The organism is Pseudomonas sp. 3A(2025) (assembly GCF_054589175.1).
Genome location: NZ_BAAILM010000006.1, coordinates 1 through 14,530 on the forward strand (window position 1 = coordinate 1; position 14,530 = coordinate 14,530).

Here is a 14,530-nt window from a genome sequence, read left to right on the forward strand (position 1 = left end):
TAAGCACGGCGCGCAAGCTGGGGATAGAGGTTGTATTGGTGGCTTGAATTGATATTGCAGTGAGGCAGTAGTGATGAATTTTAAACTCAATAAAATCAATAACTTATTTTATGTTTGATGAGAGGGGGCTCTGCCGGAATGCCGACCGGCCCCTCCTACGATCCCATGTTTGCTGCGCGACAGCGTGGCGTCGTGGCGGCGGGTGATCTTCTAGGAATGCGATTAATCAGGCAGCCAAGCCTTGGCGGCCATCGCCGTCACTTCCACGCGCATGCCTTCGACCGCCAGCGATGCCACGCCCACGGCAGCACGTACCGGCCAGGGCTGTTTGAAAAAGCGCCGGTACACGTCATTGAATGCCGCGCGATCAGCCATGTCGGTGAGGTAGATGGTCAGGTGCAGGACCCGGTCCAGTGAGCTGCCGGCCTTTTCCAGTGCAACCTTGAGCGCCTGCAAGGTGCATTCGCTTTGTTCGATAATGCCGCCCAGCTCCAGGCTGCCGTCGGCACGGGTCGGGATCTGGGTCGAGACCAGCAGACCGCCGAAGCCTGCGACGTCGGAGGAAATGGAGTCTGCGTCCGGGTCGGGAATGAAGGTGATGTCTTGGTTAGCCATGAAAATCTCAGGTCGAGGGATAGAAACGCGTGGCCACTAGTGTACCGTTCCGATTACAACCTTTTACAGAGCCATCCCGTGCATAGACCACTGCTCTGCCTGTTTACACTGTTACTCCCGCTGCATTGCCTGGCTAGCAGCACTGAACCGGATAACCAACTGTCATGGCTGGATAACGCTCAGGGGCAATTCGAGATCACCGACGTGGGCGCTCTCAGCGATGGCGGGACGCTGTTCATGTCGGTGATGCTCAAACCGGGCAAGCTCATTATTTCGCGCAACTCGCGAAATAATCCGCAGTGGCTGACCACCTATGAAGGTGCCCAAGGCGAAACACAGCGTCTTGCCCTGAGTCATCAACGAGTCGAGGCCTGGCTGGTTCAATGGATTACCCGTCGCTACACCTGTGAGCAACTGGCGAACTTGCACGATACCCCCTCAAGAGACAGCGTGCAGGATGAGACCACTGCTCTGGTTCTCAGCGCGGAGGTCGGCCAGTTTCTACCCTGTGCAACACGCTGATTATTCAACGGCCCTCTTTCTCGCCTGACAAAAAAACAATTAATCAGCACTTGAGCAATACCCCTTTGTGCATATAACCATAACGGCGCTCATCTCAAGAAAGTGCGCATTTACAGTGCATCTTTGTTACGCCTGAAAGTTGCAGATGCTAATAGTCAATGTACGCCTCGAATTAAAAACCATGGTCGATACTGGGTCAGCCGGGATTGCAACGATCCCGATCCTTTCACCTCTGCGATAATGGCAAGCTAATTGCTATTCCCAACAGGAAAATAAATTACCCAAAGGGAATGAGCAATTCATCCCCCCTGCGGCGTAGACCTCAGCGCTGGCGCGACGTTGCCCTGCTTCGAAACGCCAACACATTTTCTGACCGTTGGAGATACTCAGCCATGATCCGCCTTGCTCGCTCAGGCCGCGCCATCTGCGGCCTCTCTCTTGTTATGGCTTGCTCTTCAGGGTATGCCGATGAAGCTGCTCCGGTGATCAACAGTGGCGACACCGCCTTTGTGGCGTTGTGCTCGCTGATTGTGTTGTTGATGACATTACCCGGCCTTGCGCTGTTCTATGGCGGCATGGCCAGAACCAAGAATGTGCTCTCGGTGATGATGCAGGTGTTCTGCACGGCAGCCTTGATGTCGATCATTTTTGCCGTGTACGGCTACAGCCTGGTATTTGGCGACGGCGGTACGATGAATGCGGTCATCGGCAACCTCGACAAGTTGTTTTTGCAGGGCGTGACCATTACCACCGTGGTGGGCACCATCCCCGAGTATTTGTATTTCCTGTTCATGTTGCTGTTTGCGGCGATTACGCCGGCAATCATTGTCGGCGCGTTTGCCGAGCGCATGAAGTTTTCGGCGGTCATGGTGTTCATGGCGCTGTGGATCACCCTCAACTATATCCCCATGGCGCACATGGCCTGGGGCGGCGGCTGGGTGTTCAATCTGGGCGTGCAGGACTTTGCCGGCGGCAACGTGGTGCACCTCAACGTCGGCATTGCATCCTTGGTCGGTGCCTGGCTGATCGGCCGCCGGCGCGGTTTCGGTACCTCGCAACTGGCGCCGCACAACATGACCATGACCATGACCGGTGGCTCGCTGCTGTGGGTCGGCTGGCTGGGCTTCTGCGGTGGCTGTGTGCTGGCGGTCAACGGTTTTGCCATGCTGGTGATGGTCAACACCATGCTCGCCAGTTGCGCAGGCGCCTTGGGCTGGATGCTGGTGGAGTGGAAACACCGTGGCCGGCCAAGCCTGTTCGGTGCGGTGTCGGGTTCTATCGCAGGCCTGGTAGCGATCACTCCGGCATGCGGCTTTGTCGGGCCGATGGGCGCCATCGTGCTGGGTTTTATCGCCGGTCCTCTGTGCGTCTGGTCGGTGGAAAAACTCAAGCCGATGCTGGGCCTGGACGACGCCTTCGATGTGTTTGGCGTGCACGGCGTGGCCGGTATTCTCGGCGGGCTGCTGACGCCGGTGTTTGCCATGACGGCGCTGGGTGGCCAGGGCTTTGCCGAAGGCCGCGATCTGGTCAGCCAGTTGATGGTCAATGGCGGCGCGTTGTTGTTCAGCATTGTGTTCTCGGCGCTGAGCAGCCTGGTGGCGTTCAAGCTGGCGTCCATGCTGTGCGGCGGCTTGCGTGTCGATGAAGAAGCTGAAGTGGACGGCCTGGACCTGGCCGCGCATGGCGAGGTTGGCTACAAGTATTCCAATTGAGGTGACGGCCCCGGGTGTGCAACACGCCTGGGGCCGTTCGGTTTCAAGGACGGGTAACAATGGCGGGATTAAACGGTTGGTGGTGGCTGGTGCTCGCGGGGTTGTGCGAAGTGTTTTATGCGTCGGTGATTCCGCGCACACAGGGCTTTACCCGGTTATGGCCGAGCCTGTACTGCGCGGTGTTTCTGGCGTTGAGCATTTACCTGCTGAGCCTTGCAGTGCGTGAGTTGCCGCTGGGTCTGGCGTATGCAGTGTGGGTCGGGATCGGCGTGATCGGCACGGTGATCTACGCCACCCTGGTGCTGGGTGAGCCGCTGAATGTGCTGCGCGGGGTGTGCCTGCTGATGATTGTCGGCGGCATCGTCGGGCTGAAACTGTTCAGCCCGACCACTGCCTGATTCAGCGCTGCTGCAACATGGCCTGAATCTGCTGCACCGACTCCTGGGTACGTTGCGCCAGATTGCGCACTTCGTCGGCGACCACGGCAAAGCCCCTGCCCTGTTCGCCGGCACGCGCCGCTTCGATGGCCGCGTTGAGCGCCAGCAGGTTGGTCTGTTCGGCGATACCGCGAATCACCGCCGCAATGCGTGCGATGTTTTCGTAGGTGGCCTGGATGCTGGCCTGCTCGCGCTCATGCAGGTTGGCAGCCGTCTTTTCATCGCTGATCTCGCGCACCGCACCGGCCACGTGCAGCAACCGGCCGTTGTTGTCGCGCAGGCTGCGGCCGCGCTCGCGAAACCACAACTCGCCACGGGTCTTGTGGCGCATGCGGTACTCCACGACATAACCACCATCGCCACCTGGCTCTTTCATCGAGCTGTCGAACGCCTGCATGACCTGTTTGAGGTCATCGCTGTTGACCACCGCAAAGTAACTGTCCCAACCATCGGGAAACGACTTGGCGTCGTGGCCGATCAACTGACGAAACTGCTCGGACCAGCGAATCACGTTGTGTGGGTGATCGGGGTTGCCGTCCACCACGTTCATCGACCAGCAGCCCTCGGTCAGGCTGCTGCGGGTCACTTCCCAGACCTGCCGCTCTTGCTCCCAGCCCGCTTGTTCTGCGTGCATGTGCGCCAGTTGCGCCTCATCGCTGTGCTGCCGGGCCTGTAGCTCGGCAATCTGCGCCAGGCCTTGCGCTACACGCTGTTGCAATTCGGCGTACTGCTGTTCGGTGCACGGCGGCGCCGGGCGCGTTTGTGCTTCCTGGCGAATGTTTTGCAGCTCGCCCCAGCGCTGTTGCAGACGCTGCAGGTTGCCTTGCAGGCGCGGATGATCACGCAGTGGCGCAGACGCAGGAACAGGGCTGCCTTGCTCGTCCAGCAGACGGTCCAGCCACAGGCCAAGGTCATTGGCCAGGTTACGAGAAGCGTTTTTAAACCACATCGGCCAATCTCCCTTCGGGCAATCGAAATGACAAAAGGCGCCGTGCAAGACGTATGCCGTCGTACAGGGCGCCTGTGGGTGAAGCCAATGGATCAGCTGCGAACCCGGCTTTTGTCCGGGTCATAGGCCACGGTGTTGGCCGCCACTTGCGCACGAATGCGCTTTTGCTGGCCATCGAGCTTGCCGATTTCAAGCAGCGTGCCCGGCTCGCAATAGGCGACGTCCAGACGGCACAGGGCGATATTGCGCCCCAGCACCGCCGAGCGCGTGGCGCTGGTGATGACCCCGACCTGAGCTCGGCCGACGCGCACGCAATCGCCGTGCGCCGCGACCTCGTTGCCCGCAAGCTGAAGCCCGACCAGTTTGTGCCGGGGCTGGGCGGTGCGCCGCAGCAGCGCCTCGCGGCCGATAAAGTCGGCGGTCTTGCTCTTCAGTGGCACGCAAAAGCCGATGCCGGCTTCGAACGGGTCGGTCTGGTCGTCGAACTCGTAACCTGCAAACACCAGCCCGGCTTCGATGCGCAGCATGTCCAGCGCTTCGAGGCCCAGCGGCACCAGGCCCAAAGGCTTGCCGAGCGCCCAGAGCCGCTCCCAGACCTGCATCGCATCATCTGGGTGGCACCAGACTTCAAAACCCAGTTCGCCGGTGTAGCCGGTGCGCGAGACCATCAGCGCCGGGCCGTTATGGTCATCCAGACGCCCGGTCAGAAAGCGGAACCAGCCAAGTTCTGCCAGCGCCGGCTGGGTGCCTGGGGTCCAGATCATCTGCTGGAGCAGTTCACGGCTTAATGGACCTTGCACGGCGATGTTGCTGATCTGTTCCGAGGCGCTCTTGATCCACACCTTCATACCGAGTTTTTCGGCCTGCTCGCGCAGCCACACGCCGGCGTGGTCTTCGCCGCCAATCCAGCGAAACGCATCCTGGCCCAGGCGCAGCAAGGTGCCGTCGTCGAGCATGCCGCCGTGCTCGTAACACATTGCCGAATAGACCACCTGGCCGATGGCGAGCTTGCGCACATCGCGGGTCAGGCAGTAGTCGAGCAACGCTTCGGCGTCGGGGCCGAGCACCTCGAATTTGCGCAATGCCGAGAGGTCCATCACAGCCACCCGCTCGCGGCAGCCGTGGTACTCCTCAAGGGCGCCGTAGCCATCGAAGCGGGTCGGAGTCCAGAAACCGCGGTAGTCGGTGAACTGCCGGGTCAGGCTTGAAGTACCCGGATGAAAGCCGCTTTCGCGGGTCAGTACCGGGTCGGCGTCAGCGGTCTGTCGTGTGCTCATGGCGATACTGAAACGCTCCTTCTCGGAATACACGCGAATGTGAATGTCGGTGGGCTGCCAGCCGTTGGCAGGATCGATATCGTCCGGGCAACTGCTGCTGGCGCACACCAGGTCGGTCATCGCCTTGAGCAACACGTAATCGCCGGGGCGCGACCACGGCTCGTCGAGGGTCAGGTGCTGGTGGGCATCGATGCCGGTGTTGAAAAAGAAATTGATCGCCGGCCATCCCGCACGGCCCTGCACGCCATGGGCGGCCAGCACGCGGCTGATGTTGTCGCTGCAATTGTCGTGGCCGAAATAGCCTTGCGACTCGTAATAGCGCGCGGTACAAGCCAGGGCGAAGGTGTCGTGGCGGCCGACCGTATCGCGCACCACTTCGAGCATCGGTTGCAGGTTGCGGTCATAGAAGCGGCTGAACAGGCCCGGCCCCGGATAGGCGCTGCCGTTGAGGGTGCGGGTGACGGTAGGGTCGAGGTCGATTTCGCGCCCGGTATCTAGCCCGCGCCGGTCAAAGGCGACAAAGTCCGAGCACTGGCGCCCGGCGACATCAAGCACCTGAATGAACTGGCCGGCCGCCACGGGGTAATCGCGGGCGCTGCCGGGTGTGATGGTGAATTCGTCGATGACCTCGCCCAATGGCGCCGGCAGCGGTGGCACCCAGAGCGCCGTCGGGTTGGCGCGTTCGATGATCAGGCGCAACTCGCTGGCCCTGCCCTGGCCGTCCACCGCCGTGCGCCCGCCCGGTGCGGCGACCACCACCAGCACTTCGCTGCTGGCGGTCATGCCACGGCTGAAACCTGCCGGCGTTGCGGCCGGCCAGAGCTGACAAGCCTCAGGCAGATGCCGGCAATCGACACCGCGCCGGGTCAGGCCGGCGACGGCGTGTTGTGCTTCGCGGGTGGTCAGGCTTAGCTGCTGGCCAATAAAACCTGCGCCGGTTGTGCGCTGTAATCCCAAGGCCGACAACGCCTCACGGCCGTCGCCCAGAAAGGCCAGCAACTCGGCAGGCTGGTCGCCTTCCAGGTCGATGACCTGCAAGCGGTCGCCCGCCTGCAAGGCGACCACCGTCAGCCCGCCCGGCGCAACCCGGTGCCGTTCGTAGCCGGGCGTGCGGGCAAACAACGCCGGCTCCAGAGGCCGGCTGGTGACAGGAAGATTCATGAGCAACCTCATATGAAACAAATGACAGGCACACCGCTTTTATGCGACTGACACAGATCCCGTAGGAGCGGATTTATCCGCGATCGGCTGCGCTAGCAGTCGTAAAATGTCAGCGCTTCGTAGATGTTTGCGAGCGCTTCGCACTCGATCGCGGCTAAAGCCGCTCCTACGTCGGTGCCAGACAGGGGTCAGCCTGTAGATTTCAGGCGATCAAAACCGTCGTTGCCCAGATAGGCCTTGAGCGAATCGTCCAGTGCATCCAGCCATGGGGTGTGGTGCACGGTGGCCAGGGTGCCGGTGATCAGTGAGCGGTAGCAGTTGTTGCGGTAGCCCATGATGTCTTCGTATTTGTCCTTCTTCCATTGCAGGAAGGTCTGGTTCACCTGCGAGATGTCAAAGCTTGGGTAGTCGGTCGCTTCGATCAACTGGCGGATGTATTCACCCTGGAATTCGAACATCTGCTGCGCGGTTTCGAGGGTTTCTTCTTCCTGGCGCCAGGCCAGGTTTTCAGCACGCATGTGCGCCTTGTCCGGTAAATCGATGCGCCCCAGCATCACGTCGCGGGCGTACCAGGCCTGGGCGTCGAACATGTTGAAGCTGTACCACTGGTCCTGCATCCCCAGATAAATCAGCCGTGGGTTGTCTTCCCAGAACACGCCCTTGTACAGGTTCAGCGGCCACAAGCGGTTGCCGGTCTTGAGCCGCAGTTCTTCCGGCAAAAAGGCAAAGTGATGCTTGTAGCCGGTGCACAGAATCACCGCGTCGACCGCCTTGCTGGTGCCATCGATAAAGAATGCGCGGTTGCCCTGCACGTGGGTCAGCAGCGGTTTTTCTTCCCAGTTGGCCGGCCACTTGTAGCCCATCGGCGCGCTGCGGTAGCTGCTGGTGACGGTCCGTGCGCCGTACTTGTAGCACTGCGAGCCGATGTCTTCGGCCGAGTAACTGCCACCGACGATCAACACGTCCTTGTCCTTGAATTCCAGCGCATCGCGAAAATCGTGGGCATGCAGCACACGCCCGGCGAAGGTCTCGAAACCCGGAAAATGCGGCACATTGGGCGTCGAGAAATGCCCGCTGGCGACCACCACATAATCGAACACTTCACTGCTGGTCAGGTCGTCGTTGTGGTCGTGAACGGTGACAGTGAACTGCGATTGCGCCTCGTCGAAGGTCACGCTGCGCACCACGGTGTTGAAGCGAATGTAATCGCGTACCCCGGCTTTTTCGACCCGGCCCTTGATGTAATCCCACAGCACTTCGCGCGGCGGGTAAGAGCCGATCGGGCGGCCAAAATGTTCGTCGAAACTGTAGTCGGCAAACTCCAGGCACTCTTTCGGGCCGTTCGACCACAGGTAGCGGTACATGCTGCCGTGCACCGGTTCGCCATGCTCATCGAGGCCGGTACGCCAGGTGTAGTTCCACATGCCGCCCCAGTCGGCCTGTTTCTCGAAACAGACCAGTTCGGGGATGTCTGCACCCGCTTCGCCGGCCGACTGAAAGGCCCGCAGTTGCGCCAGGCCGCAAGGGCCGGCACCGATAATGGCGACTCGCTTTTTCATCTTCGATTCTCCGCAATGACGATTGCTCGATGCCTCACAGGCATTGCAAACGGGTGGCGACAAGGGTGTTGTGCATCAGGCAGGCAATGGTCATCGGGCCGACACCACCGGGCACCGGGGTAATCGCCGAAGCGATGGGCAGTGCCGCGGCAAAGTCGACATCGCCGACCAGCCGTGACTGGCCCTGCTGTTCGATGCGGTTGATGCCGACATCAATGACCACAGCACCCGGCTTGAGCCACTGCGCGTCGATCAGCAACGGCCGGCCCACCGCCGCGACGACGATGTCGGCCTGTTGGCACAGTTGCGCAGCGTTGGCGCTTCGCGAATGCACCACGGTCACCGAGCAGTCGGCTTGCAGTAGCAAGGCGGCCATGGGTTTACCGACGATATTGGAGCGGCCGATGACCACCGCGTGCTTGCCGCGCAAATCGCCACAGGTGTCCTGCAACAGGCGCATGACCCCGGCCGGCGTACACGGTGTGAGCACCCGCCGGCCCTGGCTCAGGCCGCCGACGTTTTCAGCATGAAAACCATCGACGTCCTTGTGCGGCGCAATGGCCTGGATCACCCGCTGCTCGTCGATCTGCGCCGGCAATGGCAGTTGCACCAGAATGCCGTGCACCGCCGGGTCGGCATTCAACTGGGCGATCAGCGCCAGCAAGTCCGCCTCGGTGGTCTGGGCCGGCAAGCGATGCTCAAGCGAGCGAATGCCGCACTCACCGGCGCGTAGGGTCTTGTTGCGCACATAGACCTGGCTGGCCGGGTCGGCGCCGACCAACACCACCGCCAGCGCCGGCGTGATGCCTTGCGCTTTGAGTTGCGCGGCATCGAGGCTCACCTCGGCCAGCAGCCGCAGCGAGGCCGCCTTGCCATCGATCATCCGGGCACTCATCGGAAGATCACCGTCTTGTCGTGGTTGATGAACACCCGGTGTTCCAGGTGGTACTTGAGCGCCCGCGACAGCGCGACGGTTTCGGTGTCGCGGCCGATGGCGACCAGGTCGTCTGGGCTGTGGTCATGCTCGACCCGCTGCACTTGCTGCTCGATGATCGGCCCTTCGTCGAGGTCGCCGGTGACGTAATGCGCGGTGGCGCCGATCAGCTTGACGCCGCGCGCATAGGCCTGGTGATAGGGTCTTGCGCCCTTGAAACCGGGCAGGAACGAGTGATGGATATTGATCGCCCGCCCGGCAAGCTTGTGGCACAGGTCATCGGACAGAATTTGCATGTAGCGCGCCAACACCACCAGGTCGGTGCCGGTCTGCTCGACGATGCTCATCAGTTCGGCTTCCTGCGCGGCCTTGGTCTCGGGCGTGACCGGTAGATAGACAAAGCGGATGCCCTCGCGCTCGGCCATTGGCCGCAGGTCGAGGTGGTTGGAGACGATGGCGGTAATCTGCATGCTCAGCTCGCCCTTGTGATGGCGATACAGCAGGTCGGTCAGGCAATGGTCGAATTTGCTGACCATCAACAGCACCTTCAACGGCTGATCGCCGGCATGCAGCGCCCACTGCATGTCAAAGGGCACCGCGACATCGTCGAAGCCCTGGCGTAAAGCCTGAATATCGGCAACGGCGCCGGCATTGAAGCGGAACACCGCGCGCATGAAAAAGCGCCCGGTGTGTTCATCGTCGAACTGCGCAAGCTCGCTCAGGTAACAGTCGCGCTCGGCCAGGTAGGTGGTCACGGCGCTGACAATGCCCGAGGTCGCCGGGCAACTGACGTTGAGAATGTAATGCGGGGTGGTCATGGCTTTTTCTCTTGTCGTGAAAGGCGCGCAATCAGCCCTTGGCCGTGCGCTTTTTCTTTTCCGGGTCATCGAACGGCAGGCTGTGGCTGATTGCAGCCACCTTCAGGCTGCCGCGCACTTCAAGCGCCACGCCTTGCTCGGCAATCGACGGCTCGACCCGGGCGATGGCCATGGATTTACCGGTCAGCCGCGAGTACATGCCGCAAGTGATCAAGCCGACCTGGCGGCCTTCGAACCACAACGTGTCACCGGCCTGCGCCGCGTTCTCGCCGTCGAGAAGCACGCCAAAGATCTTGAAGCGCTCCTGGCCCTGGCGGCGGTAATGCTCCTCGGCCCCCCGAAACGCCTGCTTGCCGGGCGACACGGTGAAATCCAGGCCCAGCTCCCACAGGCTGTCGCCGGCTTTCTGGTCGGCGAAGGGGTACATCTGCGAGTTGTCGTAGGGGAAAAACAGCAGCGAGCTCTCGACCCGCAGCCAGTCCAGCGCGGTAAATGCACAGGGGATGATTCCCAGGTCGCGGCCCTTGTCCAGAATGCCGTCCCAGATCAACGCAGCATCGCTGGCCTTGCAGAAGATCTCGTAGCCGCGCTCGCCGGTGTAGCCGGTGCGCGAGATCATCACCGGGCGGTCGAACAGGCGGGTTTGCAGGTGGTGGAAATACGGCAGGTCCCGAATGCCCGGCACGTGTTCAGCGAGAAAATCCACCGCTTTCGGGCCTTGCAACGACAGGTCGTGCAAATCGTCATCGAACAACACCGCGACCTGGCGGCCCTGCGCCGAACGCACCAGCAACTCATGGCCGCTGCCGGCGCCGTGCACCACCATGAAGGCATTGGGGCCGGTGCGATAGACGATGCAGTCGTCGGCGAAATTGCCGTCTTCGTCGAGCATGCAGGCGTACACCGATTTACCCGGATACAGCTTGGCGATGTCGCGGGTGGTGGCCTGCTGCAACAGGCTTTCGGCGTGCGGGCCGACGTAGTGGACCTTCTTCAGGCCCGAGACGTCCATCAAGCCTGCACGGGTGCGAATGGCTTCGTGATGGTCGGCCAGATCGGTGTCATAGGTCCAGGCCGTGGGCATGCCGTTCCAGTCTTCCAGGTTCGAGCCCAGAGCCAGATGCCGTTCGCGAAGCGCAGGCGTGCGCCATGAATGAGTCATGGAAAATTCCTCTTGGGTAAATAATGGTGTGCAGGCCAACGCAGTCCTGTAGGAGCGGCTTTAGCCGCGAACGGTGGCGCTGCGGTTTCCGACGGATCGCCGCCCGACGGATCGCCGCCCGGTCGTTACTACAAATCGAAACGGCTTAGCCAGTCGATCAGGGTTTGTCGATAGCGGGTCATGCCCTTGTAGTCGGCGATGGCGTCGGGCAAATCGCGGATCACCCGGTGCAGGCGCTGCGCCCAGGCGGGGTTGGTGACCAGTTCATCCATGCTGATCAGGTAGGTGCGGATGCCGAACAGCAGCGCGTTGGAGCGCGGCAGGCGCATCATCAGTTGCAGTTCGACACGCAAGTGCACCAGCCGCCCGACATTGTCGGCCGTGACCTTGCCGCGGTCGCTGCCCCATTCATGAAAGGTTTCGGGCGACGAATCCAGTCGCGGATTGATCGTCAGCGTCCAGTTCAGGCGGCGCACCGGCTGGCCGACCTGTACGTTCAGCAGGTACTTCAGCGCCCGGTCGAAAACACCCATCTGGTGCGCCATCGGCACCGGCGCATGCCATTGCTTGAAGCTCATGCCGGCGTCGAAACGCAGTGACCAGTCGGCCGGACAGGTGACCATGCCGGCGTCCATGAACAGGTCACCATCGCGCTGGTCGAGCACGGCAAAGTCGCCCTGCAACTGGCGGGTGATGTATTCCAGCGGCTCGCACGGCAGGCTCTGCGGATCCCCAAAGGTAAAGTGCTGGTCGATGCCCATGGCCAGGTTCTGCCAGTGCCAGGCGTCGCCGTCGCGGTGCAGGCGAAAGTGCTGCGGATAGTCTTCGGCCAGGTGCTCCATCAACACCTGCACCATGTCCCAGGCGGCCAGGGTCATGTGCGGCATGACCAGGCAACGCTCCGGGTCGCGTTCCAGTACCCGGGCGCGCTCGGCGGTCTCGGACAGGTAATGCTCGTCGATGTCGAAGCTGTGCTCATAGATCGAACCCGGATCGCGCGACACCGCAGGCTCGATGTTCACCGAGTACATGTAGTCGTCCTGCGGGAACGGAAACGGAAAGCGCGCGATGGCCTGCGGGCTGTTGCGAAAGGTGAAATCGTCGCAGTAGGTTTGTGGCGCTTTAAAGGCAAGGGTCATGGCACATCTCCGCCATCAGATATCGAGAACCAGCGCGCCGCCGCAACTGCGCGACACACAGGGCATCAAGTGGGTGCTGCGTTCGCTGTCGCTCAGAAACAGGTCGCGGTGCTCGACCGCGCCATCGACATAAGGCGTCTGGCATTGCCCGCAGACCCCGCCACGGCACAGGTTGGGCACCTCGATGCCCGCCGCTTCCAGTGCTTCGAGCAGGCTGTCTTCGGACCTGACCTGCAACTGCCGGCCGCTGCGCGCCAGTTGCACGGCAAACGGCACACCGGGTTCCGGGGCGGCGAACGCCTCCCAGTGCACGCGCCCGGCCGGCCAGCCCAGCGCCTGGCTTTGCTCGCGCAGGGCATCGAGCAGCGCTTGCGGACCGCAGGCATAAACATGGGTGCCCAGCGGACGCTGGCTCAGCAGTGCGGCCAGGTCCAGGCGCCGCGTGGGGCTGGCATACACATGCAGGCGGTCGCCCAGTTGATCGCGCAGGGTGTCCAGGTAGGCATCGCTGATGCCCGGCCGGCAGGCATAGTGCAGCTCGAAGGCCTGGCCCTGGCGCTCAAGCTCGGTGCAATAGGCCATGAACGGTGTGATGCCGATACCGGCGGCAATCAGTACGTGCAGGCGTGCCTTGCTGTGCAAGGGAAACAGGTTGGCGGGGGCCGAGATCGTCAGCCGGTCGCCGACCTGCAACTGGTCATGAATATAATGCGAGCCACCGCGCGACTGCGGCTGGCGGCGCACCGCAATGCGGTAATGGCGCGTCTGGGCCGGGTCGCCGAGCAGCGAATAGGCATTGCGCCGGCCATTGGGCAGGTGCACCTGCACATGGCTGCCGGCCGAAAACACCGGCAACGAACCGCTCAGTGGCTCCAGCAACAGCTCGCGTACTACAGGCGTCAGCAAATGGGTTTCGGCAACCCGAACGGCAATCGTGCGGCTCATGCGCAGGCCTCCCCGTAAGGCCGGTCGGCATCGGCGCAAACGCCAATGTAGGCGCCCAGCCGCTCGGAAAAGTGCCGGCGCACTTCAAGCACCACGCCGCACTGGCAGCAGGTGTGCTGCCCGGCGTCGCTGGCATCCTGAACCTGGGCGCAGTGCACGCAGAACACCGAACGCGTGCCGGCCTGACCAAGCGTCTGGGTGATCTCGTCGGCCAGCAGCCCGGCCTCGATGGCCACGGCGCGCACCGCCCAGATAAACGATTCGTCGCCCTGCACCTGCAATTGCACACCGACATGGCTGTTTTGCAACTGCCCGGCCAGCGCTGGCAGCAGTGCCGACAGGTCGTTGTAGGCCTGACCGTTGACCCGGTGTGGCTCAAGACCTTGACCCTGGGTGATACGCAGCCAGTGCCGGGGCCGATGCTCGGGTGCCTGACCGGTATACCGCGGCAAGCTGGTGGGGAGCGGCGCAACGATGTCGTTCATGATGATCCTCGTGCAGCAGTCTGTCGTTTCTCCATGAGCAAGATATTTTCCTATGCCGCACTTCTGCTCAATCCTCCTGAGGAGCTACTCCCAAAGGGGTAGTTGACGGATCGGGGCATGAAATTTGCTGCCGCAAGGTATTCAAAAGACATAAGACGGGAGGACACACGTGCACACGACCAGCCCCGCCCCCTTGCCGCTGTCGACGACGCAGTCGTTGACCGAGCGCGAAAAACAGACCCTGAGCCTGATTACCGACGGGCGTAACAACAAGCAGATCGCCCGGGAACTGGGCATCAGCGACGGCACGGTGAAGATTTATGTGCGCAACCTGCTGCGCAAGTTTCACCTGCACTCACGCCTGGAGCTGGCGTCGTGGATGCATCGTCATGAGGCGCCGCCGCACGCAGATGAACCGATAGTGCTCACTGAACAGCCAACCATCAGTGTCAGCGGGCTGGTGAACGATCTGCCGGCGTTGATCTACAAGGGCGACAACGTACGCACCTGGCACATGCAGTACGTGAGCGAAGGCTGCCTGCACCTGACCGGCTATTCGGCCGAACAACTGACCCGCGAACAGAGCTACGGCGCCCTGATTCTTGAGGAGTACAGCGACTACGTCTGGTACTGCGTGCAATGCGCACTGCTCAAGCACGAGCCGTTTCAGCTGCGCTACCGCATCTGCTGCGCCGACGGGCAGATCAAGGAAGTGTGCGAAACCGGGGTGGGCTTGTATTCCAGCAGCGGCGAGATTCTGGGGCTTGAAGGGGTGATCTTCGAGGTTGGGCGGTAGGGTCTGTTGCCGTTTCAGC

13 protein-coding genes and 1 pseudogene are annotated in these 14,530 nt (G+C 61.9%); 4 read left to right on the top strand and 10 right to left on the bottom strand.

All coding sequences use genetic code 11. The features are described from left to right. Positions 1–222: 222 nt before the first annotated feature. A complete protein-coding gene (locus ACYP2A_RS01795) occupies positions 223–615 on the bottom strand; it encodes a RidA family protein (protein ID WP_459742213.1) in 393 nt (130 codons plus the stop codon). Positions 616–693: 78 nt separating this feature from the next. On the opposite strand from ACYP2A_RS01795, the gene ACYP2A_RS01800 reads away from it, so the two are divergent. From ACYP2A_RS01800 to ACYP2A_RS01810, 3 genes are all read left to right on the top strand, one after another. Then, complete coding sequence (locus ACYP2A_RS01800) at positions 694–1,137, top strand: hypothetical protein (RefSeq protein WP_459742215.1); 444 nt, start codon at positions 694–696, stop codon at positions 1,135–1,137. A 443-nt stretch (positions 1,138–1,580) separates the two neighbouring features. Next, positions 1,581–2,849, top strand: a complete 1,269-nt coding sequence (locus ACYP2A_RS01805) for an ammonium transporter (protein ID WP_459742216.1) — start codon at positions 1,581–1,583, stop codon at positions 2,847–2,849. A gap of 59 nt (positions 2,850–2,908) precedes the next feature. Next, positions 2,909–3,247 carry a DMT family transporter gene (locus tag ACYP2A_RS01810; protein ID WP_459742218.1) on the top strand — a complete coding sequence of 113 codons (339 nt, stop codon included), beginning with the start codon at positions 2,909–2,911 and terminating at the stop codon, positions 3,245–3,247. 13 nt (positions 3,248–3,260) lie between these two features. Here the strand turns inward: ACYP2A_RS01810 and ACYP2A_RS01815 are convergent. From ACYP2A_RS01815 to ACYP2A_RS01855, 9 genes and pseudogenes are all read right to left on the bottom strand, one after another. Then, positions 3,261–4,235: pseudogene (locus ACYP2A_RS01815) on the bottom strand (methyl-accepting chemotaxis protein); the annotation flags it as partial. Between the two features lie 92 nt (positions 4,236–4,327). Beyond that, a complete protein-coding gene (locus tag ACYP2A_RS01820) occupies positions 4,328–6,673 on the bottom strand; it encodes a DUF1989 domain-containing protein (RefSeq protein ID WP_459742220.1) in 2,346 nt (781 codons plus the stop codon). A 188-nt stretch (positions 6,674–6,861) separates the two neighbouring features. Continuing rightward, complete coding sequence (locus tag ACYP2A_RS01825) at positions 6,862–8,232, bottom strand: flavin-containing monooxygenase (RefSeq protein WP_459742222.1); 1,371 nt, start codon at positions 8,230–8,232, stop codon at positions 6,862–6,864. Positions 8,233–8,266: 34 nt separating this feature from the next. Then, positions 8,267–9,127, bottom strand: a complete 861-nt coding sequence (folD, locus tag ACYP2A_RS01830) for a bifunctional methylenetetrahydrofolate dehydrogenase/methenyltetrahydrofolate cyclohydrolase FolD (RefSeq protein ID WP_459742224.1) — start codon at positions 9,125–9,127, stop codon at positions 8,267–8,269. Continuing rightward, positions 9,124–9,984 (bottom strand): formyltetrahydrofolate deformylase, encoded by an 861-nt coding sequence (gene purU / locus ACYP2A_RS01835; RefSeq protein ID WP_459742226.1) that lies wholly within the window; start codon positions 9,982–9,984, stop codon positions 9,124–9,126. Before purU ends, folD begins: the two co-directional genes overlap by 4 nt. A gap of 31 nt (positions 9,985–10,015) precedes the next feature. After that, entirely contained in the window at positions 10,016–11,146 is a 1,131-nt protein-coding gene (locus tag ACYP2A_RS01840; protein WP_459742228.1) for an aminomethyltransferase family protein, read from the bottom strand. 128 nt (positions 11,147–11,274) lie between these two features. Continuing rightward, a complete protein-coding gene (locus tag ACYP2A_RS01845) occupies positions 11,275–12,285 on the bottom strand; it encodes a heme-dependent oxidative N-demethylase family protein (RefSeq protein WP_459742230.1) in 1,011 nt (336 codons plus the stop codon). Positions 12,286–12,300: 15 nt separating this feature from the next. Next, positions 12,301–13,230 (bottom strand): PDR/VanB family oxidoreductase, encoded by a 930-nt coding sequence (locus tag ACYP2A_RS01850; protein WP_459742231.1) that lies wholly within the window; start codon positions 13,228–13,230, stop codon positions 12,301–12,303. Next, entirely contained in the window at positions 13,227–13,715 is a 489-nt protein-coding gene (locus tag ACYP2A_RS01855) for a dimethylamine monooxygenase subunit DmmA family protein (RefSeq protein ID WP_459742234.1), read from the bottom strand. The genes ACYP2A_RS01850 and ACYP2A_RS01855 overlap by 4 nt, the downstream gene beginning before the upstream one ends. Positions 13,716–13,884: 169 nt before the next feature. On the opposite strand from ACYP2A_RS01855, the gene ACYP2A_RS01860 reads away from it, so the two are divergent. Beyond that, the gene (locus ACYP2A_RS01860) at positions 13,885–14,511 is read left to right on the top strand and encodes a PAS domain-containing protein (RefSeq protein ID WP_459742236.1); all 627 of its coding nucleotides are present in this window, start codon (positions 13,885–13,887) and stop codon (positions 14,509–14,511) included. Positions 14,512–14,530 lie beyond the last annotated feature (19 nt).